The sequence below is a fragment of the Actinomadura formosensis genome, from assembly GCF_050948385.1.
Classification (GTDB): domain Bacteria; phylum Actinomycetota; class Actinomycetes; order Streptosporangiales; family Streptosporangiaceae; genus Spirillospora; species Spirillospora formosensis.
In genome coordinates, this window is the sequence record NZ_CP192011.1 from 5,890,928 (window position 1) to 5,917,213 (window position 26,286).

Genomic DNA, 26,286 nt, shown 5'->3' on the forward strand with positions numbered 1-26,286 from the left:
GTGGTCACGGCTTGCGCCCGATACCGGCGTACCCGTCGACCGGGTCGCCGGTCAGGGCCGAATGGACGGGCCTCCACTGGGTGATCTCGACCAGGCCCGGATCCACCGGCTCCAGCCCGCGGAAGAACATGGCGATCTGCTCCACCGAGCGGGCCGTCATGGGGGCGGTGCTCTCGGCCTGGTTCCACATCTCGATCGCCCGGTCGGTGCGCTCGCCGTGCACCACGTTGGTCGTGGCGTACAGCGCCAGATACGACCCCGACGGCAGTGCTGCCACCAGACGGTCGACGATGCCGAAGGCCTGCTGGTCGTCGGGGATGAACTCGGTGACGCCCATGAGCATCAGCGCGATCGGCTCAGTGAAGTCCAGCGTCCGGCCGGCCTGTTTCAAGATCGTGTCGGGGTCGCGCAGGTCGGCGTGGATGTAGTCGCAGGCGCCCGCGGGATGGCTGGTCAGCAATGCCCGGGCGTGCGCCAGCACCAGGGGGTCGTGGTCGACATAGACGATTCGCGCCTCGGGCGCGGACCGTTGCGCGACCTCGTGGGTGTTGTCGACCGTGGGCAGACCCGTTCCGACATCCAGGAACTGCCGGACCCCGGCCTCTTCGACCAGGTAGGACACCGCCCGGTTGAGGTACTGGCGGGACTCGCGGGCCAGCCGGGCCACCTCCGGCAGCATCTGCATGGCCTGATCACCGGCCTCCTGGTCGGCCGGGTAGTTGTCCTTGCCACCGAGGATGTAGTTCCACACGCGCGCGGAGTGCGGGACATCCGGGTTGATGCTCGGTTTGTTCATCAGGGCCTCGATATGAGAGGAATATATCGGTTTACACCGTAGGAGCCGCTGAGGGCAGTAGAGAGCGGAACGGGGGCACCGGACCCGGCCAACTGTGGTCATGACGGGACGCGGACCATTGGTCAGAGTGCCCCTGGCCGGGAACGTCCCCAAGGATCATCCGCAACCGGCGCCTGCGTCTCCACCATCGCGGTGACCGAAGTGGACCCACACGCGAAGCTCGGACTGAAGGTGACGTACTACCCGCAGAGACAACCAGTGGAGGCCAGGCAGTCCCGGCTTCACATGTGCCAATGGTTTGTTCTGAGGTCGGTTCAAGACTAAAAACTCAAATCCAATTCCATTACACGCTGTACCGCAGCCGCATAGCGGTGGTCGCGCACATGCGCGGTCGACGCCGTCGAGAGCCGGGACGAGCGAAGACGTGCTGTCACCTCCCTGACGTGCTTGATCATCGCACCGTCCAGGGAAGGGGCGCACAATGTGACGCCGGTCCACTCGCTCTCGATCAACATGATCAACATTTATCACGATTCGGTTGCGGAATGTCGGGCCATTATTGTCGGTGTTGAGGTGATTTCGTAGATTCGCGCGAACGGGGGCATAGTTCCTTGCCGCGCCGTCGTTCGCCACCGGCTCGCGATCCGAGCTCGGCGGGCACGGCCTCTATCTCCCTGAGGAGACGCCATGTCCGAGGTCAAACGCCGTGACCTGCTGGCCGGAGTCGCGGCCTTCGCCGGGTTCGCGACCGTCGGCCTGCTCCCCGGTACCGCCGCCGCCGCGACCCGGCAGCGCCCCGGTGCCACCCTGCCGCCCTCCCTCACCGCCGGCGACAAGGCCGTGGTCGCCCGCGTCGACGCCCGCCGGGCGCTGCGGCACCTGGAGGTGCTCAGCAACGAGATCGGCTGGCGCGTCGCCGGCACCCCGGCCGAGCACCGCGCCGCCCGCTACATCGCCGAGTATCTGCGCGACCTCGGCTACAAGGTCGAACTACAGCCCTTCCCCGTCGCCGACAAGTACCTGGCGGAGATCCACGCCCGAGGCGAGCGGCCCTGGCAGTGCAGCGCCTCCCCGCAGGGCGCCGTCGCCTCTGTGCACGGCGAGGTCGTGGACGTGGGCCGGGTCACCGAGGTCACCGGCGATGTGCGCGGCAGGCCGGTGCTGTTCGACCGCGTGGTCGGCATGGAGACCGAACAGGCCAAGGCCGCCGCGGACGCGGGCGCCAGCGCGGCGCTCATCATCAACGCACGCTCGGTCACCTATCCCGAGCGCAAGCCCGGCTCTTTCACCCCGAACCTGAAGGCGCCGGTCGCGATCCCGGTGCTGGGCCTGGCCGAATACCACGGCGAACGGATCCGCGCGGGCGCCCGGCAGCTGTCCTTCGAGGTCACCCATCACTCCGGGCTGACCTCGTACAACGTCCTGGCCGAGCGGAAATCGTCGCTGCCCAACCCCGAGGGCAAGGCCGTCATCGTCAGCGCACACTACGACAGCGTCCCCGGCTCGCCCGGCGGCAACGACGACGGCAGCGGAACCGCACTGTGCCTGGAGTTGGCGCGCGTTCTGAAGCGGCTCCCCACCCAGCAGGCGATCCGCATCTGCCTGTGGGCCTCGGAGGAGTACGGCCTGATCGGCGCCCGGCACTACGTGAAGCAGCTCGACGAGGCGGGCGTCAAGCAGATCACCGGCTGCTTCCAGAACGACATGGTCGCCACCAGCCATCCGCCTGCGGAAACGTACTGGCTGCTGTCCGTGGACGGCGCGGACAACACCACCACGGCCGCGGTGAACGCCGCCGCGCGCCGGCTCGGCTACGTCGACCAGACCGAGGGCCCCACCGCCCGCGGCTCCAGCGACCACGAGGCCTTCCACGAGCGCGGCATTCCGGCGGGCAACTTCAGCTGGCGCGGCAATGAGGCGCCCAGCCAGCTCGAACCGCTCTACCACACCCCCGAGGACACGATCGCCCAGAACGTCAGCCTGGAACGGCTCCAGGTGTCCCTCGAACTGATCGGCTGCGCCGCGTACGACGTGGCGCGCCGCAAGTAACAGCGGACGTGTGCCCGCCGCCCGCGGGCCTGCCTCCGGGCGGCGGGCACCCCGCGTCCCCGAAACGGATCCGCCGTTCGTCGGCGCCCTCGTCGGTGTGGGGTGTCCCCGGGTGAGGTGGCGTGGTCACCGGCGAGTCGACGGCGCCGACCGCCATGCCCAGGAGGCTGCGGCTATGGAGAGGACGCCGACCGCGGAAAGGACCAGGGGAATGGTCGCGGGCGCATGAGTGACGGGCCAGTTGATCAGGATCGGTAGCAGGGTACTTCCGACCATCGACGACGCTGACGCCATGCCGACGGCACGCCGGTCTCCGCCGAGCCGGACCAGCCAGGCGAGGCCCGTCGGAAAGACCGGGCCGAGTGCGAGGCCCGTGGCGGCGTAGGCGATGACGGATGCGTGTGGCACCGCGGCCAGAGCCAGGGCCATCGCCGTGCCGACCAGCCCGAGGAGGATGATCTTTCTCTCCGGGGTCCTGGCCGCGTAGCAGGGAACCGCGAACTTGGCGACGGCGGTTCCCGCCCAGAAGGCGGCCAGGATCCGGGCGGCGTTCGCCGCGGAGAATCCCTGGCTCTGGAGATGGGTGGCGGCCCATCCCCCGACGCCCGTTTCCAGAACTCCGTAGCAGAGGTAGAGCAGCAGGAACGGCGCGATGAACCGCGAGATGGAGGTGCCGGACGAGGCACCGGGCGGCCGCGATTCCCCGCCCGCAGGCCAGCTATGCAGGCGCGAGATCCGGTAGCAGAAAATCACACCGAGCGTCACCGCCAGGAACCCGTACGGTCTTCCCGTGCCGATCGACCAGCCCGCCGCCAGCGGGCCGACGATCGTCCCCGCGGCGAACATCCCGTTGAGCAGGTTGATCAACGACACGCCCCGCTCCTGCCGGGCGAAGGCGGTGTTGGTGTACAAGGCCAGACCGCCCGACGCGAAGCCGGTCACCGAGGCGGATGCCACCGCGGGCTCCAGCCATGGCGAGAGGAACAGTCCCGCGTTTCCGGCCGCGTAGAGCGTCAGGGAGAACGGGAAGAACCGGCGTCCGGGCAACCGGATCAGCGACGCCATCAGCATGACCAGCAGTGACCCGGTGAAGTACCCGGTGATGAGCAGCGAGGACCGCGGGGTGTCCACGCCGAACCTGTCGTTGTACAGCGGCAACAGCGGGCCGAAACTCGCCTGCGAGACGCCGATGAGGAACAAGATCATCAGAGCCGGTGCGAACCCGGGCCGGCCGCCGGACCGCCGGCCGCCCTCCGCCGGGCGCGCCATGGCCGCTGGTTCGCCCATGGTCACCCCGTGACCAGCTCTCCGGCGGAGATGTCCTCGGCAATCACCAGGCAGTTGGGCATGGGCGGGGACACCGCGCCCAGCCCTCCCGTGACGGCGGCGCGCACCTTGGCGGGCACCACGGGCCTACCGTCCGGGTGGCACGGCGTCGCGGAGAGCGGCGGCGCCCGGGGTCGGACGCAGCCCGGCGAAGTCGTGTTCCTCGCCCTCGGCATCCAGGCGCGGCGCCACCAGCGGGACGGCATCGATGTCGCGGCGCCCGCGCAAACCGGCGAAGGGAAGGTCGGTGTCGGCGGGCCGTTCTGCAGCCCACGTCCGCCGGTTGCACTCGATGGGCGGCAGCGAGTCGGCGAGCACACCGCCGAGGTCAAAGAGGGGGTGGGCGCAGTACATCCGGGTCGTTTGCATGACCGGGGCGCCTTTCGAGTGGGGTCGGCAGGAAGTCGGGACCGAAAAGCAGGGTGGCCGCCACAGTTCGGGCCAGCGCCTCGGACTCGTGATCGGAGAAGGTCTTCTGCCGTTCTGCGGGCAGCTCTGAATGCTGGACTGCCACCACTCGGCATTCCGGAAGGACCAGCTTGGCGATGTAACGCACTCGGTCCGCGTGGTAGGCGGAGGTGATCAGGTAGGCGTCCGCGAAATCGTGATAGTCACGCAATTCCCGCAGGAAAAGAAGGTCGTCGTAGGTGTGGCGTGTCTCCAGGCAGGCGAGGATGTCACTCAGGAGGACACCCTGCGGTTCCAGCCACCGCAGGCAGTGTTTCCAGTGTGGTTCGCGGGTCGTATTGAACTGCCGGCCGAATCCCCCCGTCAGGACGATCCGGGCCCCCGATGTCCGGCGTGCGACGTCGACGGCCGTTCGTGTCCGGTCCTTCGCCATGACGCTGAGGCCGCCCCGGTCGTCGTTCGGAGCCGCCAGCACGACGACCACCGCCGGGATCCGCCCCGCGGCGACGGCCCCCTCCGCCGCGGGAGGCGACATGGTACGGGCCAGGCACGGCCGGAAGCCGGGGCCGCCCACCGCCCGGGTGAGCGCCGCGAGACCTCGCCGGTCGCCCTCGATGGCGACACAGCCGGACATCACGACCGAGGTCCCGGTGGCCTTGCCCGCGCGCACCAGACCGGGGACCGGCTCGGGAACGATGATCCGCACGTCCGCCGACGCCGGATGGTCCGTCCGCCAGTGCGCCGAGCAGGCGCCGTCGACGACCAGGGTGCAAGCGCGAGACGGACCGCCGTCGCGCTCGACGACCACACCTACCGTGAACAATGTGTCAGGCTTCTGAGAACTGCCGGTAGTGCACGATGGTGCGTTCTAACTCCTCCGCGCGGAACTCCGGATGCCAGCCCAGGGCGTCCCATCCTTCGCCCTCTGCCACGAGATCCGATGACGCGGTCTCCCCCTTGCGCATGGGAAGGTACTCGACTCCCGCCCTGGACCCTGTCACCTCAAGGACCCACTCCGCGACCTGGTTCACCGTGAAGGCCCGTCCCGTGCCGCCGTCGAAGACCTGCCGGTCACCGAAGCCCAGGGCATCGACGAGCATGCGGCCGAGATCCGCCGAGTGAACCAGGTCGATGGTCTGGGTGCCGTCGCCCCAGATCGGGATGGGCCGTCCGCTCCAGGCGCGGACTGCGAACGTCGGGACGATCTTCTGGACGCCGTAGTGCTTCTGGCCCGGGCCGAACGCGTTGAACGCCCGGACATGACTCACCGGCACCCCGAAATTGACATTCCACGCATAGGCAAGGTCCTGCCCGCACCGTTTGGTCGCCTGGTACACGTTGTTCCACACCTGCGGCATGGTGATGCCGACGAACCTGGCGCCGTTGTCACGGCATGCTTCAAGAACCCGGTACGTGCCCTTGACGTTGACGTCGACGGCCGCCTCGGTCGATCCGAACAGCTCTTCGGTGCCCAGGATTCCGGCCAGGTGGATCACTCCGTCCGTCCCACGCACCGCGGGGCCCAGCTTGTCCTCCAGAATGTCGACACCGGAGGCACGGTCGATCGAGAAGGCTTCATGGCCGCGGTCTCGGAGATATTGAACGGCGTAACGGCCAATGAATCCGTCACCGCCGGTCACGGCGTATCGCATTTCATTTCCTTCCGGGTCGGGTTCAGCTCGCGCATTGGCCAGGAGGAGGCTGCCCTATTCATGGGAAGGGAGCTGCTCATGTCGATGAAACGATGGGGGCACATCTTGCCATCGCCGTGTCCGAGCGCTGGAACGCATAACCCGGCACGATGTCCCCGTCGCCGGGGCCGACATCCAGTTCGGCATCGCGATACTTCCGTCGCTGGCCGCCAATGACACAGAACGAGACTAGTAGTCAATATCTTGTAGACAAGATGTGCCCGTGTCCGGAATCGGCCACTTAGGCACGCAAAGGCCGACGAGCTGCGCAGATCACGGAGAGTTTCCACGGGTATCGTTGACGATTGGGCGCACCCGCCAATAGCTTCGCCGGCCAGGCGGCCAGACTAGTTGCAGCCAAACAACATTCGGACACTTACCAGCATGCACTAGTCACTTCGTCGACCGTATGCCGATAAATTTCATCTGAAGCATTCAGTCCACTTCTACCGAGGGATCACGCCTTTCGGCCGCTCCCCCGGCCATGATGACCGGGGCAGCGCAGCCGGCAGCATCCGGTCCCCGTCGTCCGGATCAGGCCGGTCGATCTGACGGCGCAGCACCGCGGTCTCCGGTTCCCTCGCTCGGTCACCGCACCCGAACTCCGCACCCCGCAGGCTCATGCAGTGCGTGGTGCGCCCGGAGCCCGGCCGGGCTCCGGGCTCGCGTTGACGGTCTACCGGCCGCCCAGATCGACCTCCGGGTAGAGCGGGAAGCCGGCGAGCAACTCGGTGACACGGCCGCCGACCTCGGCCGCGACGCCCTCCTGCATCACGTAGCGCACCTTGGAGGGTGTTCCGTCCGTGTCGGTCCCCGGGGCGGTCTGCCGCAGGACGGTGTCGATGAGGTCCGCGATCTCGGCCATCTCCGCCGTGCCGAAGCCGCGGGTGGTCAGCGCCGGGGTTCCCAGGCGCACACCTGAGGTGTACCAGGCGCCGTTGGGATCCTGCGGGACCGTGTTGCGGTTGGTGACGATGCCCGCGTCCAGCAGCGCCGCCTCCGCCTGCCGGCCGGTAAGCCCGTAGGGGGTGACGTCGAGCAGGACAAGGTGGTTGTCCGTTCCACCGGTGACGGGCCTGGCACCGTGGCCGAGCAGCCCTTCGGCGAGGGCGACGGCGTTGTCCACGACCTGACGTGCGTAGGCGCGGAACTGCGGCTGCCGCGCCTCCGCCAGCGCGACGGCCTTGGACGCCATGACGTGCGGCAGCGGCCCGCCGAGGACCAGCGGGCAGCCTCGGTCGACGAACGGGGCGAGGTCGTCGTCGCACAGCACCATGCCGCCGCGCGGGCCGCGCAGGGACTTGTGCGTCGTCGTGGTGACGATGTTGGCGTGCCGCACGGGGTCGAAGTCGCCTTCCATGACCTTACCGGCCACCAGCCCGGCGAAATGCGCCATGTCCACCATGAGGGTCGCGCCGACCTCGTCGGCTATCTCGCGCATCACCCGGAAGTTCACCAGTCTGGGGAAGGCCGAATATCCGGCGACGAGGATGAGCGGCCGGAATTCGCGGGCGATCTCACGCACCTGGTCGTAGTCGAGCAGTCCCGTCTTCGGGTCGGTCCCGTAATTACGCTGGTGGAACATCTTGCCGGAGATGTTCGGCCGGTAGCCGTGGGTGAGGTGACCGCCGGCGTCCAGCGACATGCCCAGCAGTCGCTGATCGCCGAGGGAGGCGCGCAACGCGGCCCAGTCCGACTCACTGAGGTCGTTCACGTTGCGGACACCGGACCGGATCAACGCCGGCCGTTCCACCCGCTGCGCGAGAATTGCCCAATACGCAACGAGATTGGCATCGATACCGGAATGTGGTTGCACATAGGCATGTCCGGCACCGAACAGTTCGCGGGCGTGCTCGGCGGCGATCGTCTCCACCGAGTCGACGTTGCGGCAGCCCGCGTAGAACCGCCGGCCCACCGTGCCCTCCGCGTACTTGTCACTGAGCCAGTTGCCCATGGCCAGCAGCACGGCGGGCGATGCGTAGTTCTCGCTCGCGATCAACTTCAGCGAATTGCGCTGACCATGGAGTTCACTCTCGATGGCATCGGCGATACGAGGTTCGATTCGCTTGATCACCTCTAGCCCGCTGCGGAAGGCGAGTGACTCCGGCAATTGTCCGGATATGGTCATGAGCGTCCCCTCTCAACCTGACTGGCGCGGTCACCACAGTAGCGGTCATCACGATCGGTCCGCCGAGTGAAGGGTGGGCGACTTTCCCGGACGAGTCCCGTCCGAGTTCCGAACGAGGCGTTCTTCACGGAAGAGGTGACGTCACCGACAAATCGACGGTGACCGTCTTGGGCCGCTGATATTCCGCCAGGGCGAGCACGCTCAGATCCGTGCCGTTGCCTGAAGCGCCACGCCCGCCGTGGGGGAGTTCGGCACTCTGCACCAGGTGGCAGTTGACCCATACCTCCCCGGCCCGCAGGCCACGTGCGGTGAGCAGCGCCGAGGAGATGTCCGCGGACCAGACACTGGCGGCCAGCGCCTGGGGCATGCCGTTGGCCAGTTCGAGCGCCTCGGCGGCGTTCGAGGCGCGCTGCACGGTCAGCACCGGCGCGAACACCTCCTCCGTGATCGCCGGGTCGTCCGCCGGCAGATCGGCCAGCACACATGCCGGTCGCCAGAACCCGCCGCCCGGTCCGGCGACGGTGCCGGCCTTCCGGATCCCCGCCTTCGCGCCACCGACGAGCCGGTCGTAACGGTCCGCCTGGTCGGGGTTGTTCAGCGGTCCGAAGTCGCGACCCGCGGTCCGCTCGGCCAACGCCGCTGAGAGCTGCTCGACGACGCCGTCATAGGCGGAGCCGATCGCGATGACCCGGGCCGGGGCGGCGCAGCTCTGGCCGGCGTTGTAGGTGACCGCGTCGGCGAGCGCATCCCATGTCCGGTAGGGGGCGTCGGGGAAGACGATCACGGGGCAGTTGCCGCCGAGTTCGAGGCTGATCCTGCGCAGGCCCGCCCGCCGCGCGACGTCCGCGCCTCCCCGCACACTGCCGGTGAAGGCGATCGCGTCCACGTCCGCCTCGACGAGGAGCCGGCCGCACTCCCGTCCGCCGGTCACCGTCCGCAGTACGCCTGGCCCGAGGCACTCGGCCGCGTCCTCGGCCAGCAGCAGGGCGGAGTCCGGGGTGGTCTCGGCGGGTTTCAACACGACCGTGTTCCCGGCGGCAAGCGCCGGAGCGCACCGCCATGCGGCCATCAGCAGCGGGTAGTTCCACGGAACGATCGCGGCGACCACCCCGCACGGCTCCCAGCGAACCCAGCTCTCATGGCCCGCTATGAGCTGGCCACCGGCAGGAGCGAGATCACCGCGGATCGCGCCCCCGTAGAAACGGAACAGGTCGGCCGCCTGACTGATCTCAGGCAGCGCCTCACCGCCGGGCTTGCCGGTGCCGGCCCGCTCCGCATCGCCGTAGGCGGCGGCCCGCTCCGCCACACGTGCCGCCAGCCTGGCCAGCCGCTCCGCCCGTTCCCGTGTGGTCAGCGCCGACCATGTGGTGGCCGCCCGGCGGGCGGCCATGACCGCCTCCGCGACGGCACTCGCGTCTCCGTCGGGGCAGGTTCCGCGTACCGAGCCGGTGCATGGATCGATGAGGTCGAACGTCGTCACGTCACCCCCACGCAGGCTGCGCATGGGCAGTGCACGCAGCGCAGAGTGTGCAGCCGCTCCGGGAGCCTGGCCGACACACCGCAGATCGTGCAGTCCAGATCGCCCTCGGGCGCCAGGACCTCGGTGTAGGGAACCAGATCCATTCGCTCGGCCGAGTCGACCCTCTTGTGCGGGGCGCCGACGGCCAGGATCAGATGGTCACTGATCGCGCCCACCGCGTGCGGGACCGAGCCCTCGATGAGGAAGATCTGGCCCGCCTCGGTGCGGTAGACCCGGCCACCATAGGTGATGGTGCCGACACCTCCGATGACGGCGAGCACATGGTGGCCGGGGTGGGTGTGCGGCGCGAATCCGGCTCCGGCCGCCAGCCTGATCACGTCGGCACCGATGGTCCCGTTGGACACCAGGGCCTGCCCGGTGGCATTGACCGCGCCGACCATCTTGACGGCCCGCTCGTCGTGCGGGATCGACAGGCGGGTGAGGTCCGCGCCGATGTCACCGTCCGCCCAGGACAAAATGGCGAGTTCGGGCCGGTCAGTATTCGCCGTCGTCATTCGGCCCCCTCGGGGAGAAAGAAGTCCGCGTTCTTGGTGACGTAGGGCCGCCACTCCTCGGGCACCTCGGACTCGGGATAGATCGCATCGACCGGGCAGACCGTGACGCAGACGTCACAGTCGATGCACCGCTCCGGGTCTATGAAGTACTGGTTCGCGGCATCGTCGGTCTCGATGCAATCGGCGGGGCAGACATCCACGCACGCCCCGTCCTTCACTCCCTCGCAGGGCTGGGTAATGACCAACGCCATCAGCTGTTACCTTTCAGATTCGCCACTCGACCCCGATTGGCTGAGATCGGCTTGGAAGAGATCCGGCTGAGGGAGATTCGGGCAGGCGGGTCCGCGCAGCCGCTCGCCCGTGCGAACGTCGAACGTCGCCCCGTGCCAGGGACACCGCAGGAACGGTCCGTTCACATATCCGTCGGCAAGCGGCGCGCCACGGTGCGGGCACGCTTTGGGGATCTGGTAGTCGCGTCCCTCATGCCGGACGATGAGGCGGCCGTCGGGCAGGCGCTGCGGCGAACTCAACGGTGCTCCTCCAGTTCGGTCAGCTTCTTGCCATACTTCGCATCGAATTGCAGGTTCCGTTCGTACACGGCGTCGGCGATCCATCCGAGCCATTCGGCGAGCCGGTTGGCCAGCGGCACATCGGACGGCCGGAACTCCTGGTGCTCCCGGTAGAACGTGCGGTTCAGCCGGATGTCCGCGAGGCCCTTCCAGGTGATTCCCTCGTGGTGGACGTACGTGGGGACCCGGCAGCTCATCCGGATACCGGCGGCGCGGTGGCCTTCATGGTTGGCGTCCTCGGCCACCGCGATGTCGGGCAGGTTGAACGACTGCGCCTTGAAACGGCGCACCAGCGTGTAGTTCTGCGCCTTCTTCACCACGTTGTAGCGGAGCCGCTGGCCGATCGCATTGGCGATCCTGACAAAGTCGAACGGCACGCCCTCCGCTCTCCAGTCGAACTGGTCGCTGAAGGCGGTGTAGCAGAAGACATCCTCGTAGTTCAGGGTCCAGGGCGCGTCCAGTTTGGCCGCCGACATGGGCGCGGTGAAGATGGCGTAGTCGACCGGCAGCGCACTGTCCTCGGCCGCCCAGCGGCCCAGCGTCTTGATGACGTCGGTCGGGGTCCGGCCGGCCGCCACGGCGTTGTCCACGGCCCTCGCCCACGCCTTCGGCCCCTCGCCGACGATCGGGGCGTCGAAGGCCACCTCCAGTTCGCGCCGCAGGCCCGCGGGCAGGGGCACCAGTTCGGTGCACGCCGGCCTCGGGACCAGGAACTCGCGGCGTTCCCAGTTGCTCCCGTCGAACTGCAGGCAACGCAGATGGCCGAGTTCGACCGCGCACCGCAACCGGGCGTAGAGCCGCCCGAGTTCGGCCGGCCTGTCCGGCAGGGGGGCCGGGGCCTCGCCGAGCAATTCCTCATACGAGCGAAGGCGGCGGACCACGAAGTCGACCACCAGCGGCAGCGAAATGATCGACTGGTTCAGTTCCTGGATGCAGAACCCGGCCTCCCGCCACAGCAGCACCGCCGTGACGACACCGAGCGCGGAGTCGCTCCAGGTGCCCGGATCGCTGCGTGCACACCCGAGCAGGACGGCTCCGACCTGGCGGTTGCTCACCAACTCGCCGCCGACGAAGAACCTGACCTGTTCGAGAGCTTCCATCCGCTCCTTGAACTCCAGCAGCAGCGTAGGGCGCTCTTCTTCGCGCATGCCGCTCCACACCGCGAGCGCCCGCCGCCGCAGGTTCGCCCGCCAGGGTCGCGGTTCGGCGCACCAGAACGGCGCCTTCTCCAGCACCGCCGTCATGAACACCCGCTCATTGCCGTCGCGGATCGGCCCGCTGAGCCCGAGTTCGGTGAAGACGTTCTCGGGGTCCTCGGTTTCCAGCCGCTGAAGCAGGTCGGCGTGCAGGTCCACCGCCGCGGACAGGTCGCCGGAGGTACGGCCGAACGCAAGCGCCAGGATGTACCAGGACCCCAGATCCGCGTCACCGAACGGAATCTTCAGGCGGTACCACGCGTCGTACATGACCGCGCGGTGCTCACCGGCCGCATCGAGCACCCGATCGATGGCCGCACGGTCCAGTTCGGGTCCCGCCCGCTCCGGGAGGTCGCACAGGCCGGCGGCCAGCAGGCCCAGGGCCACCGCCAGGTCGTCGTGCAGGGCGTCGCCACGGATCAACCGGAGGCGGTACGCCACATCCGTGTCCACGCCGGCCAAGGGCAGTTCAGTCTTGATCACCGCTCGCCTCCGCAATCAGCGTCTTGATGATGACGGTGTCGAGGTAGAACACCGAGAACTCACCGGCACCGGCCAGGCCGTCCGGATTCTCCAGATATCCGGTGAACCTGGGCTGCAGGCCGCTGCTGCGCACGACCTTGTTGATCCCGATGTTGCGCGTACGGGTCTCAAGGACCAGTCCGTTGATCGGGTATTCGGCCAGCACGTGGCCGGCGATCACCGGCAGGCTGTTCCAGAGAACGGCGCTGAGAATTCCCTGCTTCCTCGCCGACGGATCGGTCAGATGGACGTGCACGTAACCATCCGGCCGGCCCAAAATGTTGATATTGGTGAAGCCGATGATCGCGCCGTTGCGGCAGAACGTGAAGCCCACCGCGACATCGCGTGGCCCGTGCCGCCGGCAGAACTGGCGGAATCGCGCACGCGTGTCATCCCGGCTTCCCAGCTTGGCCCGGTCGATGCCGAGGAAGTCGAGGTCGGCGATGCCGTCGTGCCAGTAGGACACGAAGGTCTCGATGTCCTCCTCGATCATGTCCCGGACGGTCAGCCGATCGCCCCGCAAGTCAAATCCAAGCAGCTCCATGTCGTTCCGCAGTCCCCGCCTTCTCAATGGACCGATCCGTACGCCACACCCGGCGCTTCCAGTTTTCGGCATCGCGGTCCGCAGCCGGTCCTAGGGTGATCCAGCCTCGATATACCGCCGGTACACGCCGATCCGGACAGCCTTGTCCGCCTCGGGCGGGCTCCCACATACTCGCTGCAGACAGCGCGGGCTCCGAACAGGCGGTTGATGTGATCACGGTCGACGAAGTGCTGGAAATGATCCGGAAGAAGATGCGCAACAAGCTGCCGGCCAGCCTCGTATTGGACGGTGACACGGAAGTCGATCGCCTCGGCCTGTCCAGCCTGCAGATCGCCGACATCGTGTTCACGATCGAGGACAGGTACGATTTCGAGTTCGATCTTGAGCGGGCGTTCGACGTCGTCACGGTCAAGGACATCGTCGATGTGATCAACGATACGCTTTCCGAATTCCAGAAATAACATGGCGGACTCCACGGGCGGCACGGAGCACTCCACGGGCAAAACGGAGCGACCAGACGGGAAGAAGCCTGAGGAGCCGGCACGCCTCGCCGGCCACTGGGCCATCCCGGTGACCGGCGACTCCCTGTTCACGTGGGATTACGCCTCGGACTCCGACCGGCTGCTGCGCCTGTACGACAAGGGCAAGCGCCTGCAGTGGGATGCCGCCACGGCACTCGACTGGAGCCGGCCGGTCGATCCAGGAGACCCGCTGGGAATGCCGGACGAGCTGATCTGGATCGCGGACTCCGAGCTGTGGGACCGGTTGCCCGAGTCCGAACGGGCCGTGGTCCGACGCCATACGGCGGCCTGGATGTATTCGCAGTTCCTGCACGGAGAACAAGGCGCCCTGATATGCGCTGCGCGGGTGGTGCAGACGGTGCCGGGAATAGACGCCAAGTTCTTCGCCTCCACGCAGGTGATGGACGAGGCACGGCACGTCGAGGCCTACGACCGCTACCTGCGGGAGAAGATCGGTGTCCGGTACGACATCACGGCCTCACTGCAGGGTCTGCTCGACTCGATCGTGCGCGACAGCCGCTGGGACATCACCTATCTCGGCATGCAGGTGCTGATCGAAGGGCTGGCGCTGGCCTCGTTCGGCATTCAGCGGGATCTGATGAAAGATCCCCTGGCGAAAGCGTTCAACGCCTATGTGCTGAAGGACGAGGCCAGGCATGTCGCGTTCGGCCAGATCGCGTTGCGCGACCACTACCGCGACCTCACCGACGCAGAACGGCGCGAGCGGGAGGAGTTCGCGCTTGAGGCGTGCTGGGTTCTGCACGCGCGTTACAACGGCGAGGAGCTTTGGCGCAATCTGGACTATGGCGCGGAGGAGTGCATCGAGCTGACCAAGCGCTCCGCGTCGCTGCGGGTCTTCCGGTATCGGCTGTTCTCCCGGATAGTGCCCGCGCTGAAGAGCATCCACCTGTTCGGTCCCCGGATGCGGGACGGGCTGGAGAAGCTCGGCCTGCTGCGTTTCGCGGCGATGGACATCAACGCGATTATGGAGGCTGACAGCCGGGCCGCCGACGAGATCGAGCTCGCCATGCGACGGCAGCAGATCGAGGCGGCCATCGAAATCGGCCGATCCGGCCGGACAGGGGTGCAGGATGACCGACCCGCAGGTTGAATCCCCGGTACTGCGATCGGCGGACGAGCTGACCTATTTCGGGATTACCGGACGCGGCACGCTCCAAGCCAAGGAGCTCTACCGTTTCATGGAGCACACCGGCCCTCAATGGTGGCTGCCGATGTCCGGAATGACTCGCGAGGAGTTCTGGCGGTCCCGGCAGCACGCGCTGGTGGCCCGCAGCACGGTCGTCCGGATACTGGCGGGCGGCTGCCGCCCGAGCGACCCGGTGAGCGTCGAGCACGCGATCACGCATGGCCGGCGGGAACGGCGTGGCCGCGGCGACGCCGAGTACGGGTTCCTGGACGTGCTCTCGGTCCGCAGGGACTCCGACGGGGCCGTCCTCGCCGACCTGGCCACGCACACCGTGTGGGTCGACTTCCGCGGCGGTGGCCGCAAGGTGGCGGCCGCGCCGCCCGACGGCCTGGCCTGCCCGCTGGAGGAACTGCCACCGCTCGAACCGTTCCCGCGGCTCGGTGAGCCGGCGGCGGTCGCGGAGTTCACCTGGACCGCGCGGGAGGCGGAGGTCACCAACAGCCACGTATCGTTTCCGAGCTATGCCGAGCGGGCGGAGAACGCGCTGTTCGACGCCGGTCTCCCGATGCCCGAGCTCCCGCGGTGGCAGGGGTGGTACCGCCTCGACTTCCTGACCGGTGACCGGGCCGCGGTGAAGGTCTGCCAAGACGCAGACGGATACCTGTTCGGGTTCTGCCCGGCGGACGATCACCGGCCGCGGGTCTGCCTCCGGCTGAGCAACGCCGGGGCATGAGCGGGGCCGGGGCATGAGCGGGGCCGGGGACGTGATCGAGCGGGAACGGCCGCTCGATCCCGTCGTGAAGGCGATCCTGATGCTGGCCGGCCGGTCGCCCGCACCGCCGGGGCCGGGCAGGACCGGTTCCGCCGGCGAGGACGGGTTCACCCCGGAGCAGGCCCGCGCCGCCTTCCACGCGTTGACGGTCACCGCGCGGTCGGCCGGCTCGGTGGCCCCGGTGGGTGCCGTCGAGGAGGTCCGCGCGGCGGGGTTACCCGCCCGGGTCTATCGGCCGGCGGCCGCCGGGCCCGCGCCGACGGTCGTGTTCTTCCACGGCGGCGGCTTCGTGACAGGGGATCTGGACACCCACGACAACCACTGCCGATGGCTGTGCCGGGAGACCGGGGCGGTGGTGGTCAGCGTCGGTTACCGGCTGGCGCCCGAAGCGCCCTTCCCCGCCGCCGTGCACGACTGCCTCACCGCGATCCGGTGGGCCGCCGGCGAGATCGCCGGGCTCGGCGGCCTGCCGGAACGGCTGGCGGTCGCCGGTGACAGCGCGGGCGGCAATCTCGCGGCCGTGGCGGCGCAGGTGTGCCGGGACGAGGGCGGCCCGCCGCTGTGCGCCCAGCTGCTGGTGTATCCGGTGGTAGATCTGAGCGCACACCCCTATCCGTCCCGGCTGGAGTACGGCGAGGGCTATCTGCTCACCGCCGACACCATGCGCTGGTTCGTGTCCTGCTATCGGCCGGACGAACGGTCACCGCTGGCCTCCCCGCTGCGGGGAACGCTGACCGGCCTGCCGCCGGCGGTCGTCGTGACGATGCAGTACGACCCGCTCCGTGATGAGGGCGAGTCCTACGCCGCCGCATTGGCGGCGGCGGGCGTGCCGGTCGCGGCGCACCGCTTCGGCGGTCTCGTGCACGGCTCCTTCGAACTGCCGATCCTCGGGCCCGCCACCGTCGAAGCGATGCGGACCGCGTTCGGGTCGTTCCGGAAGCTGCTGATTCCCACCTCGGAGCTGTCGCGTGAACCTCTTTCGTGAACGTGGAACCCGCCGGCGGGTGACGAAGCTGCTCGCCCAGATACGGCCCGACGTCGCCGCCATGCCGATCCACGGGGGCCTGCGGCTGGAGCAGGAGCTCGGCCTGGACTCGCTCGCCATGGCCGCGCTGGCGGTACGGCTGCACGAGGAACTGAAGGTCGACCTGATGGCGCTCGCCGAGCGGCGCCAGCAGATCCAGACGATCGACGATCTGGTCAAGGTCGTGGAGGAGCTGACCAATGGCGCCTGACACCGGTTGCCGGCGGCTGGCGGACCTGGTGCCGAGGCTGGCGGAACTGCCCGATGCCGCCATCCTGCATCTCGCCGGGACCGAGCTGGTGCGCACACCGTTCCCCGAACTCGGCGCCGATGTGCGCCGGGCCCAAAAGAGGCTGACGGACGCGCAGGTCGAGCCCGGGACCAGGGTCGGCATCTGGGGCGGCAACTCGTACGAATGGGTGGTCTACGAGCTGGCGCTGCTGGACCTCGGCTGCGTCACGGTCACCCTGCCGCTGGCGGAGTTCGCCGGCGGCTCCGCGGCGGAGCTGGCCGACAGGTACCGGCTCGAACTGCTGCTGGCCGACCCGGACCGGTGCGCCGAGCCGGCGGGCTGGCTGGTTCCGCTCGCCTTGGACTGGCCCGGCGATCGTGAGATCCGGCTGCGGCCCCGTCCGGCCGGGCTCGACCCCGACGTGTTCTCGATCGTGTTCTCCTCGGGCACGACCGGTGCGGTCAAGGCCATCCAGATCAGCAGAGCGGCCACCGAGGACTGCCTGGCGGAGTTCGCCGATCATTACCGGTTCAGCGCCGACGACAGGATTCTGGTCGCACTGCCGTTGTCCACCTTCCAGCAGCGCATCATGCTGTACTGCGCGATCTGGTACGGGTTCGACGCGGTCGTGGTGGACCCGTCCCCGCTGATGCTGGTGGTCATGAGGCAGGCGAGGCCCACCATCATGGGGGGTCCGCCCGCCTTCTACGAGCTGCTCGAGAACCGCTTCGGCAGCCTCTCCGCCCCGAAGAAGGCGCTGCTTCGGCTGCTGTCACGGCTGATCCGCTCCGTGCTGCCCGCCGGCCTCGCACAGCGCGCGCTGCGCTTGGTGTTCCGCCAAGCCCATGAGGCCTACGGCGGGCGGATGCGCCTCATGCTCAGTGGCTCGGCACCGCTGCGCAGATCCACCGCCGCCGTCTTCGCCATGGTGGGGTTGCCGCTGTTCCAGCTCTACGGCCTGACCGAGTCGGGCTTCATCGCCTGGAACCGGCCCGGGGCCAACCGGATCGGGTCCGTGGGCCGGCCGGTCTTCAAGGGCTCCGTCACCATCGCCGGGGACGGCGAGGTCCTCGTCCGCTGGCCGCGCCCGCAGAGCCCCGGCTACCTGGGCGAGCCGCCCGAGGTCGAGCGGGCGACCTACCGCGGCGACGGCGTGATCGCCACCGGCGACCTCGGCCGATTCGACGACGACGGCTTCCTGTACCTGATCGGCCGCAAGAAGGACGTCATCATCACCCGCGCCGGCTACAAGATCGCCCCATCGCCGATCGAACAGCGGATCCTCACCGACACGGCCGCCGACCAGGCCGTGCTCATCGGCGGCGGCGACCTGGACTACGTCGGGGTGGTCATCGCGCTGCGGGCACACGCGGACGAGGACGCCGCGGACCGGATCGACAAGCACATCGAACAGATCAACGCCGGGCTTCCCGAGGCGTCGCGCATTCTGCGGGTTCTGTTCACGAGGGAAGCCTTCACCAGGGAGAACGGGCTCATGACCACCACACTGAAGATCAATCGCAATGCGGTGGCACAGCGTTATCGCCCTGCTCTCGACAGGGGCGAGCGTTGGTCCCGGTGAATCCCGCCACGCCGTTCAAGACGATCCGGCGGCACATGTCCCCGGGGGTCGCCGCCGTGTACCGGGCGGCGGGCCGCGGTTCCCACGAATCCGAGGCCGCCGGCGCGACCGTACGGCTGGCCGACGGCCGCGAGGTGGTCGACTTCGGTTCGTACGGCATGGCGCAGCTCGGCCATCGCTGCCCTCGCGTCGTCGAGGCCGTGGCGGCCCAGCTGCGCACGATGCCGACGGCGACCCGGGCGCTCGCCAACCCCGCGGTGACCGAATTCGTCCGCGAACTCACCCGGCGATGCGGCCCCGATCTGAACCGGGTGTGGCTGGGCAGCGACGGCGCCGACGCCGTCGAGGTCGCCACGAAGCTGGCGATCCGGGTGACGGGCCGCACGCGCCTGCTGGCCGTGCGGGGCGCCTTCCACGGAAAGACGCTCGGGGCGCTGGCGCTCACTCACGCGCCGATGTTCCACGAGGGGCTCCAGCCCCTCCTCGGCCACGTCACCCATCTCCCGCCGGAGGATCCGGACGCGGTCGCGCGGGAAGTCGCCGAGGGCGACGTCGCCGCCCTCGTCTTCGAACCGATCCGCGGTGAAGGCGGAGTCCACCCGCTGGCTCCCGATGTCGCAGCCCGGTGGGCGGCGGACGCGCAGGCCGCACATGCCTTTGTGATCAGCGACGAGGTGCAGGTGGGGCTGCGCCGCTGCGGCGAGTTCTCGATCGCGGTGGCGCGGGGCTGGAATCCGGACGCCGTGCTGTTCGGGAAGGCGCTCGGCGGCGGCGTCATGCCGATCTCGGCGATGGTCGCGACGTCAGCGCTGTTCCAGCCGCTGGCCCAGGACCCGAGCTGGCACACCTCCACAGCGGGCGGCCATCCGCTCGCCTGTGCCGCGGCGACCGCGGCGCTGGCCGCCATCGACGAGCACGAGGAGCGGGCCCGCGAGGTGAGCGCCGGTGTTCAGGCCGGGCTGCGGACGCTGAGCAAGACGCATCAGGACCTGGTCGCGGAGGTCCGCGGAACCGGACTGCTCTGGGGGGTCGATCTCCGGTTGCCGAGTGCCCACGGGGTGATCGCCGAGCTCGCGGCGGCGGGGCTGCTGGTGTCGCCCTGTCTCAGCTCTCTGCCGACCATCCGGCTGCTCCCGCCGATGGTGGCGACCGACGACGAGATCACCCGCGCGATCGAAGTGCTCGACACGGTGCTGACCGAAGCGAAGTGATCATGGATACACAGGAGTCCGCAGGAGAAGGCCGGAGGGGCGACGTCATGCGAACCGGTGCCGCGCAGCGAGAAACCACCGGGATCATCGTGTCGCTGGTCGCCGTGGGCGCGGCGTTCCTCGCGATGTTCGACGCGACCGTGATCAACCTCGCGATCCCCGCCCTGGGCGAGGACTACACGTCGTCGTCGGTCGCCGCCCTGACGTGGACGATCACCATCTACGCCATCATCTTCGCGGCGCTGCTGGCGCCGGCGGGCCGGGCCGGCGACGTCCTCGGCTGCCGCGTCACCTATCTGGGCGGGATCGGGCTCTTCACGGTCGCCTCGGTGGTGTGCGCGGTGTCCCCGAACCTGCCGGTGCTGTTCGCCGGCCGGGGGCTGCAGGCGGTGGGGGCGGCCGCCATGGTCCCCGCGTCGCTGGCCATACTGTTGCGCAACAGCAGGCCGGAGCACCATGCGAAGGCCATCGGCATGTGGGGTGCGGCGAGCGCGGCGGCGGCCGCGATCGGCCCGAGCGCCGGTGGCCTGCTGGTCGACAGCCTGCACTGGCGCTCCCTTTTCTGGATCAATCTGCCGATCGGCCTGGCGCTGATCTGGTGCATCCGGGCAATTCCCCGCACGGGCGGCGCGGGCGGGGCGTGGCCGGACCTTCCCGGGACCATCCTGCTCGCGGCGGGGATCGGCGCCATCGTGCTGGGTGTGGGCGAGGGACCGGCCTGGCACTGGACAGACCCCCGCACCATCGGGTCGATCGCCGCCGGTGGACTGATGCTCACGGTGGCGTTGCGCCGATCCGTCCGTCATCCGGTTCCCGCCGTCGAGACCACGCTGTGGCGCAGCCACCGGTACGTGCTGGCCAACCTCGCATCGTTCTGTTACGGCGCCGCACTGTTCCCCTGGCTGCTGGTCGGCATCCTCTACCTCACCCAGGTGTGGCACTACGACGAGTTCGAGGCAGGACTGGCGCAGAGCCCGGGGGCGATCACGGCGGCGCTCAGCGCCATGCTCGCGCCCCGTCTCATCAGAAAATACGGTCCCCAGGCAGCGATCATCGCCGGTGCGCTCATCATGGCCGTGGTGGTGCTCTGGATCCATTTCGGGCTGACCGTCCACCCCCGGTTCCTCGCGTTCTGGCTGCCGACCGGTCTCCTCGTGGGGGTCGGGATGGGAGCGCTGGCCAACGGGGTGGCCAGCGCCGCCGCGATGTCGGTCCACCCGCGGCAGTTCGCGGGGGCGGTCGGCCTCAACACCGCGGCCCGGCAGGTCGGTGGCGCCCTGGGCGTCGCCGCCCTCGCCGCGATCATGTCCGTCAGCGCGCCGGCGGTGCTCGGCGACTACCTGAACGTCTACCTGTTCTGCGGGGTGTCGGCCCTGGCCGCCGCGGCGGCGGGCGTCGCGATCGCCGCCCGCGGCTCCGCCGGCAGCTCCGCCGGCGGTTCCACCACCGAGACCGTCCAAGGCTGAACGACAGAAGGGTTCGCCATGAATGGCAAGGAGCACCGGCTGTTCATCGTGGCGGCCTCGGTGGTCCCGCTGCTCGGGACGGTCGCGGCGATGGCCATGCTGTGGAACCGGGCGTTCGGTGTCACCGACCTTGTCGTCCTGGTGGTCATGTACACGATCGCCGGACTCGGCATCAGCACCGGATTCCACCGGCTGCTGGCGCACCGGTCGTTCAGGACCTACCGGCCGATCTACGACGCGCTCGCCGTCGCGGGCAGCATCGCGGCCCAGGGGCCCGCCATCATCTGGGCCGCCCATCACCGCCGCCACCACCGGTTCGCCGACCGCGACGGCGACCCGCACAGCCCCTACCACGGGGGAAGGCAGACCCGGCTGGCGGTCCTCCAAGGGCTCTGGCACGCACACCTCGGCTGGCTGCTGGACGAGAAGCTGACCTCAGAGCCGATCCGCTACTGCCCGGACCTGGTCCGAGACCGCCACCTGCGCTGGATCAGCGAGCATTTCGTCGCGCTGGTCCTCACCGGGCTGGCCGCTCCCGCCCTGCTCGGCTACCTGCTCAGCGGCGGCCGGCCGATGGCCGCGGCCACGGGTTTCCTCTGGGGAGGGCTGGTGCGGATCTTCCTGCTCAACCACACCACCTATGCCGTCAACTCCATCGGGCACGCCTACGGCCGGCGCCGGTTCAGCACGGCCGACGAGTCGCGCAACCTCGGCTGGCTGGCCCTGCCGACCTTCGGCGACTCCTTCCACAACAACCACCACGCCTTCCCCCGGTCGGCATCGCATGGGATGCGCTGGTACGAGATCGACCTGAGCGCCCTCTTCGTCCGCGCACTGGCCGCCGCAGGACTGGCCTGGGACGTGATCCACGTCGATCGGGAACGGCAGGCCGCCCGGGCGGCGGGACTCGCCCGGGTCGGCGGCGGGCGCGGCGTCCCGCACGCGCCCCCGGCGCCGCTCGGCGAAAGCCGGAGGGGCAAAGCGGCGCAGGTCGCCGACGCCGGTGACATCGAGTAGGTGAGTCGAGCGGGCGGAGGAGCAGATGGGGGGCGACACATGAGCACACTCTGGGAAGCGCTGCTAGCGGCCCGGAACGGCCGGTTCCGCTGCTGGACGGGGGACGGCTTCACCGAGGTCGGCTGGGCGGAGGTGGTCACCGGCGCGCGTGAGACGGCGGCGGGGCTGCGGACGCTGGGCGTACGCCCCGGCGTGCGGGTCGGCACCATCCTCACCAACACGCCACTGGCCGTTCGGGGGACGCTCGCCATCTGGCTGGCCGGCGGCACAGTCGCCTCGCTGCCGGTCCCCGCACGAGGCATGGGCGCGGACGAGTACGCCGAGCAGATCGTCGGGCTGTGTGATCTGACCGGTACACCGATCCTGCTCACCGATGCCCGGGTACTGCGGGCGCTGCCCGAGCGGCTGCGGAGTCGTGGCACGGCCTGGGAGTCGGTCCCGGCCCGATCGCCGGGGGCGGAGGAACCGCCCGGCCCCGACGAGCCGGCGTTCATCCAGTTCTCCTCCGGGAGCACGAGCATGCCGAAGGGCAGCGTGCTCACTCCCCACGCCATCGCGGCGCAGCTGGACATCATCCTCGATATGACCGACGCGGTCCCCGGCGCGGAGGTGGTCGGTTCCTGGCTGCCGCTCTCGCACGACATGGGGATGTTCGGGTGCCTGCTGTTCCCGTGGGCGTTCGACATGTCCCTCGTGCTGTCCACCCCGGAACGGTTCGCCTTCGGCGGACGGAGCTGGTTCGGTGACCTCTCCGCGTTCGGCGCGACCATGACGGCGGGCACCAACACGGCGCTGCGACTCGCCGCGCGGGCTCAGCGCGGGCGGCTCGGCAAGCCCCTGAACCTCCGTACCGTGATCATCGGCGCCGAACGGGTCGAACGCGGATCGATGCTCGCGGCGGTGGACGCGTTCCGGGATTTCGGCCTGTCCCCGGCGAACCTGATGCCCGCGTACGGCATGGCGGAGGCGACGCTGGCGGTGAGCGCCGCCGCACCCTACGAGGAGCCGCGCTTCCTCGCGGTGGACGGGATCGCGCTCGCCGACGGTCGTGCCGTCCCGGCGGATCCGGACTCCCCTGCGGCGACCTGGCTCATCGGGTGCGGGAAGCCGTGCCGTGGGGTCGAGGTGACCTCCTCGGATCCGGACGTGGTGGGCGAGTTCGTCGTTCGGTCGCCGAGCCTGGCCACCGGCTATTTCGGCGAGCCGGAACGTACGCGGAACCACTTCACTCCGGACGGGCTGCGCACCGGCGACCTGGGGTTCGTCCACGACGGGGAACTCTTCCCGGTGGGACGCCTGGACGATGTGATCTCCGTTGGCGGCCGCAACGTCAACACCCGCGAGATCGAGCTGGCGGTCGACGCCCTCGAACCGGTGCGGACCGGGTGCTCGGTCATCGTCAACACCGGGCGCCTGGTGCTGGTCACCGAGCTGCGCAGGCACAACGCCGACCTCGGGACCATAGCGCGCGCAGCCGGCCGGGCCGCCATGGCGAAGGCGGGCATCGCCCTGGACGAATGCGTCTTCGTGGAGCGCGGCTCGGTGCCCAAGACGCCCAGCGGCAAGATCCAGCGTTACCGGACCCGGCAGCTGATGCTCGCCGATCGGCTGCCGACGATCGCGACCGTCAGCGTGGACGGCGCGTCGTGACCGGCCGCCGAACGAATCCCACGCGTCGCTCCGCCGCCGTCCGGCCGTCCTTCCGTGCTCATCCCCACCGAACCGAACGCAAGGGAGACAGCCCGTGACACTGTCCGCCCGGACTGCCGAGCAGGACCGCTACCAAGGCGCGTCCGACACCGCCATCCGGCACCACTACGACCTCGGCAACGAGTTCTACGAGCTGTGGCTGGATCCGAGCAGGACGTACTCCTGCGCGCTCTGGGAAGGTCCGGACGACGACCTCTTCAGCGCGCAGCAGCGCAAGCTGAACTACATGGCGACGGGTGCCGGGGCCACCGGCGCCGGGCGCGTTCTGGACATCGGCTGTGGCTGGGGCAGCATGCTCCGGCATCTCGTCGAGGTGCAGAACGTCCGCCAGGTGGTCGGGCTCACGCTCAGTCCCGCTCAGGTGGAGAGCATCCAGACCTGGGCGGACGACCATTACGACGTACGCGTGCAGAACTGGGCGGACCACGGGGACGGCCGCTACGACGCCATCGTCTCCATGGGCGCTTTCGAGCATTTCGCTCAGCACGGTATGAACCGTGAGCAACGGCTGGCGGCCTACCGGACATTCTTCAAGCGTTGCCACGACTGGCTGCCGCCCGGCGGCCGGCTCGCGCTGCAGACGAACATCGCCGGCCGGGCTCGCGCGGTGGACCGGCGAACGGTTCAGGAGATGCTCTTCATCATCGAGCGGATCTTCCCGGAGTCGGTGATGCCGCCGTTGAGCGAGATCATTCAGGGCGCCGAACGGGAGTTCGACGTGGTAACGGTCCGTAATGACCCCGACCACTACGCCCGGACCTGCCAGACGTGGTACGACACCCTCTCGGCCCGGCGGGAGCAGGCGCGCACGGTGGTGGGCGATGAGGTCGTCGACGACTACCTGCAGTACCTCGCGGCCTGCGTGCGCCAGTTCGAGCGCCGCAACCTGGGACTGGCCCGGATCATCTTCGAGCGGGTCTGACCTGCCGAAGGACCCGGGTCGCGGGCGAAAGGGCCTGATCGGCGGGGTGATCCGGCACCGATCAGGCCCATGCCGGCTCGACCGGTTCCTCAAGGTCGGACGCGTACGCCCGCAGGCAGCGGATGAACCCGTCGTGCAGCCGCTCCATCTGGGCCGCCGCCCAGCGCCGCCTGTCGAACATCAGCTCCACGGCCAGGCCGTCACCCACGTCATCGACGCTGAACAACGCCATCCCCGGCCAAGAGCAGCCCAGCATCGCGCGAGGTCCCGGGGGGAAGCTCAACTCGACGCCGTCGATCACATGCTCCAGCCCGGCCCCGATCCGCTGCGGCCGGAACTGCAGGAACATGCTCCGGAAGTGGAGATCCCGGTAGAGCCGGCCGACTTCAGGGACCCGGTCGGCCAACTCCGACAACCTGATCCCCTGGTGCATGTGGGTGATCCAGGCGTCCGTGGCGACCGCAGCCAGGTACCGCCTGCGGCTGGGGGCGCGCACCTGCCTTCGGAACGCGATATCGCAGATGAGCATGCCGACGGTGTTCTGGAGGTCGCCTTCCCCGCGGCCGTGGACCATGCACATGGTGGTGATGTCGGGCTCAGCGGTCTGCGTGGCGACCGCTTCCTCGAACGCCGCCAGGGTCAGGTGGAAGAGCGAACAACGTTCCTGCACGCACACCTGCTGGAGCCGAGACCTCAGGTCGCCGTCGATCCGCTCGCGCAGGAACACCGTCCGGTCGCCCTCGGGCCGTCCTCGGGGCGGCCGGTCGAAGGGCGGGGGCCGCGAGCCGGAGAGCTTGCCGCTCCAGAAGGCCGCCGCGCGACTCCCGGTCCCGTCCTCGCGCCAGGTCGCCGGATCCGCGCAGACGAGGTCGCGGCGCCGGAGGTGGTCGGCGTGCTGCCGGGTCACCGGCAGGGCGGGAGCCTCGCCCTTGAGCAGTGCCGCGTAGCTCGTCATCAGCTCACGCATGACGATCTCGATGGCGGAGATGTCGGCCACCGCATGCGGCAACGAGAGATGCAGGGCCATCCGCCGTGCCGATTCGACGACGGCCAGCAGCCGGAAGACCGGCAGTGTGGCCGGGTTCAGCGGTGTCCTGGCGAGCCGGTCGACGGTCGGCATCAGCCCATCCGTGCTCGCTCGGTGGACGTGGAATCCCACGGCGTCGGCCCGGAACCCGTGGACCGTCTGCCGGTTCTCATCGAGGTCGACCGTGGTACGCGTCGCGTCGTGCCGGCGGCACACGACGTGTGCGGCCGCTTCGAGGACGCCGAGGTCGTACGGGCCATCGAAGATCACCGTGGCGTCGGTGACGATCGTCGGATCGGTGACCATCCGCTGCGTCAGCGAGATCGGCATTTCCACTGGCACCGCACCATCTCCCAGGTCGAGATTCCGCATGTCGATATGCCGCATGGAGC

The 26,286-nt window shown here is 69.2% G+C and carries 26 protein-coding genes; 12 read left to right on the forward strand and 14 right to left on the reverse strand.

Annotated elements, in window-relative coordinates; all coding sequences use genetic code 11:
- Positions 1 to 4: 4 nt before the first annotated feature.
- Both ACQP1N_RS27715 and ACQP1N_RS27720 read right to left on the reverse strand, forming a co-directional pair.
- Complete coding sequence (locus tag ACQP1N_RS27715; RefSeq protein WP_433227508.1) at positions 5 to 796, reverse strand: SAM-dependent methyltransferase; 792 nt, start codon at positions 794 to 796, stop codon at positions 5 to 7.
- Between the two features lie 320 nt (positions 797 to 1,116).
- Positions 1,117 to 1,311, reverse strand: a complete 195-nt coding sequence (locus tag ACQP1N_RS27720; protein ID WP_433227509.1) for a hypothetical protein — start codon at positions 1,309 to 1,311, stop codon at positions 1,117 to 1,119.
- A gap of 172 nt (positions 1,312 to 1,483) precedes the next feature.
- On the opposite strand from ACQP1N_RS27720, the gene ACQP1N_RS27725 reads away from it, so the two are divergent.
- The gene (locus tag ACQP1N_RS27725) at positions 1,484 to 2,845 is read left to right on the forward strand and encodes a M28 family peptidase (RefSeq protein WP_433227510.1); all 1,362 of its coding nucleotides are present in this window, start codon (positions 1,484 to 1,486) and stop codon (positions 2,843 to 2,845) included.
- Positions 2,846 to 2,971: 126 nt separating this feature from the next.
- On the opposite strand, the gene ACQP1N_RS27730 is transcribed toward ACQP1N_RS27725, so the two are convergent.
- The 11 genes from ACQP1N_RS27730 to ACQP1N_RS27780 all read right to left on the reverse strand — a co-directional run bounded on the left by ACQP1N_RS27730 (position 2,972) and on the right by ACQP1N_RS27780 (position 13,212).
- Positions 2,972 to 4,132, reverse strand: coding sequence for an MFS transporter (locus ACQP1N_RS27730; protein WP_433227511.1), 1,161 nt, complete (start codon positions 4,130 to 4,132; stop codon positions 2,972 to 2,974).
- 126 nt (positions 4,133 to 4,258) lie between these two features.
- Complete coding sequence (locus ACQP1N_RS27735) at positions 4,259 to 4,540, reverse strand: hypothetical protein (protein WP_131732843.1); 282 nt, start codon at positions 4,538 to 4,540, stop codon at positions 4,259 to 4,261.
- Complete coding sequence (locus ACQP1N_RS27740; RefSeq protein ID WP_067798816.1) at positions 4,500 to 5,387, reverse strand: YdcF family protein; 888 nt, start codon at positions 5,385 to 5,387, stop codon at positions 4,500 to 4,502. Before ACQP1N_RS27740 ends, ACQP1N_RS27735 begins: the two co-directional genes overlap by 41 nt.
- Before the next feature lie 19 nt (positions 5,388 to 5,406).
- On the reverse strand, positions 5,407 to 6,231 hold the full coding sequence (locus tag ACQP1N_RS27745) for an NAD-dependent epimerase/dehydratase family protein (RefSeq protein ID WP_067798819.1): 825 nt from the start codon (positions 6,229 to 6,231) through the stop codon (positions 5,407 to 5,409).
- 715 nt (positions 6,232 to 6,946) lie between these two features.
- Entirely contained in the window at positions 6,947 to 8,398 is a 1,452-nt protein-coding gene (locus tag ACQP1N_RS27750; RefSeq protein WP_433227512.1) for a glycine hydroxymethyltransferase, read from the reverse strand.
- 124 nt (positions 8,399 to 8,522) lie between these two features.
- Positions 8,523 to 9,878, reverse strand: a complete 1,356-nt coding sequence (locus ACQP1N_RS27755) for an aldehyde dehydrogenase family protein (RefSeq protein WP_433227513.1) — start codon at positions 9,876 to 9,878, stop codon at positions 8,523 to 8,525.
- The gene (locus ACQP1N_RS27760) at positions 9,875 to 10,432 is read right to left on the reverse strand and encodes a cupin domain-containing protein (RefSeq protein ID WP_067798825.1); all 558 of its coding nucleotides are present in this window, start codon (positions 10,430 to 10,432) and stop codon (positions 9,875 to 9,877) included. Before ACQP1N_RS27760 ends, ACQP1N_RS27755 begins: the two co-directional genes overlap by 4 nt.
- Entirely contained in the window at positions 10,429 to 10,683 is a 255-nt protein-coding gene (locus ACQP1N_RS27765) for an indolepyruvate ferredoxin oxidoreductase subunit alpha (protein ID WP_067798828.1), read from the reverse strand. The genes ACQP1N_RS27760 and ACQP1N_RS27765 overlap by 4 nt, the downstream gene beginning before the upstream one ends.
- 6 nt (positions 10,684 to 10,689) lie before the next feature.
- On the reverse strand, positions 10,690 to 11,055 hold the full coding sequence (locus ACQP1N_RS27770; protein ID WP_084262967.1) for a Rieske 2Fe-2S domain-containing protein: 366 nt from the start codon (positions 11,053 to 11,055) through the stop codon (positions 10,690 to 10,692).
- Positions 10,959 to 12,680 carry a hypothetical protein gene (locus ACQP1N_RS27775; protein ID WP_433227514.1) on the reverse strand — a complete coding sequence of 574 codons (1,722 nt, stop codon included), beginning with the start codon at positions 12,678 to 12,680 and terminating at the stop codon, positions 10,959 to 10,961. Before ACQP1N_RS27775 ends, ACQP1N_RS27770 begins: the two co-directional genes overlap by 97 nt.
- The gene (locus ACQP1N_RS27780) at positions 12,667 to 13,212 is read right to left on the reverse strand and encodes a hypothetical protein (RefSeq protein ID WP_131732845.1); all 546 of its coding nucleotides are present in this window, start codon (positions 13,210 to 13,212) and stop codon (positions 12,667 to 12,669) included. The genes ACQP1N_RS27775 and ACQP1N_RS27780 overlap by 14 nt, the downstream gene beginning before the upstream one ends.
- A gap of 260 nt (positions 13,213 to 13,472) precedes the next feature.
- Between ACQP1N_RS27780 and ACQP1N_RS27785 the strand changes: the two genes are divergently transcribed.
- The 11 genes from ACQP1N_RS27785 to ACQP1N_RS27835 all read left to right on the forward strand — a co-directional run bounded on the left by ACQP1N_RS27785 (position 13,473) and on the right by ACQP1N_RS27835 (position 24,867).
- Positions 13,473 to 13,724, forward strand: a complete 252-nt coding sequence (locus ACQP1N_RS27785) for an acyl carrier protein (RefSeq protein ID WP_067798837.1) — start codon at positions 13,473 to 13,475, stop codon at positions 13,722 to 13,724.
- 1 nt (position 13,725) lies between these two features.
- Entirely contained in the window at positions 13,726 to 14,895 is a 1,170-nt protein-coding gene (locus tag ACQP1N_RS27790) for a ferritin-like domain-containing protein (RefSeq protein WP_433227515.1), read from the forward strand.
- Entirely contained in the window at positions 14,876 to 15,664 is a 789-nt protein-coding gene (locus ACQP1N_RS27795; protein WP_067798840.1) for a hypothetical protein, read from the forward strand. The genes ACQP1N_RS27790 and ACQP1N_RS27795 overlap by 20 nt, the downstream gene beginning before the upstream one ends.
- 13 nt (positions 15,665 to 15,677) lie before the next feature.
- Positions 15,678 to 16,688, forward strand: coding sequence for an alpha/beta hydrolase (locus tag ACQP1N_RS27800; protein WP_433227516.1), 1,011 nt, complete (start codon positions 15,678 to 15,680; stop codon positions 16,686 to 16,688).
- A gap of 19 nt (positions 16,689 to 16,707) precedes the next feature.
- Positions 16,708 to 16,938, forward strand: a complete 231-nt coding sequence (locus tag ACQP1N_RS27805) for a phosphopantetheine-binding protein (protein ID WP_067798846.1) — start codon at positions 16,708 to 16,710, stop codon at positions 16,936 to 16,938.
- Positions 16,928 to 18,541, forward strand: coding sequence for an AMP-binding protein (locus ACQP1N_RS27810; protein WP_433227517.1), 1,614 nt, complete (start codon positions 16,928 to 16,930; stop codon positions 18,539 to 18,541). The genes ACQP1N_RS27805 and ACQP1N_RS27810 overlap by 11 nt, the downstream gene beginning before the upstream one ends.
- Positions 18,538 to 19,752, forward strand: coding sequence for an aspartate aminotransferase family protein (locus tag ACQP1N_RS27815; RefSeq protein WP_433227518.1), 1,215 nt, complete (start codon positions 18,538 to 18,540; stop codon positions 19,750 to 19,752). Before ACQP1N_RS27810 ends, ACQP1N_RS27815 begins: the two co-directional genes overlap by 4 nt.
- A gap of 47 nt (positions 19,753 to 19,799) precedes the next feature.
- A complete protein-coding gene (locus ACQP1N_RS27820) occupies positions 19,800 to 21,218 on the forward strand; it encodes an MFS transporter (protein ID WP_433227519.1) in 1,419 nt (472 codons plus the stop codon).
- A gap of 18 nt (positions 21,219 to 21,236) precedes the next feature.
- Positions 21,237 to 22,235, forward strand: coding sequence for an acyl-CoA desaturase (locus tag ACQP1N_RS27825; protein ID WP_433227520.1), 999 nt, complete (start codon positions 21,237 to 21,239; stop codon positions 22,233 to 22,235).
- A gap of 39 nt (positions 22,236 to 22,274) precedes the next feature.
- Entirely contained in the window at positions 22,275 to 23,885 is a 1,611-nt protein-coding gene (locus tag ACQP1N_RS27830) for an AMP-binding protein (RefSeq protein ID WP_433227521.1), read from the forward strand.
- Positions 23,886 to 23,979: 94 nt separating this feature from the next.
- Positions 23,980 to 24,867 (forward strand): class I SAM-dependent methyltransferase, encoded by an 888-nt coding sequence (locus tag ACQP1N_RS27835; RefSeq protein ID WP_433227522.1) that lies wholly within the window; start codon positions 23,980 to 23,982, stop codon positions 24,865 to 24,867.
- A 61-nt stretch (positions 24,868 to 24,928) separates the two neighbouring features.
- On the opposite strand, the gene ACQP1N_RS27840 is transcribed toward ACQP1N_RS27835, so the two are convergent.
- Positions 24,929 to 26,224 carry a condensation domain-containing protein gene (locus tag ACQP1N_RS27840; RefSeq protein WP_433232825.1) on the reverse strand — a complete coding sequence of 432 codons (1,296 nt, stop codon included), beginning with the start codon at positions 26,222 to 26,224 and terminating at the stop codon, positions 24,929 to 24,931.
- Positions 26,225 to 26,286 lie beyond the last annotated feature (62 nt).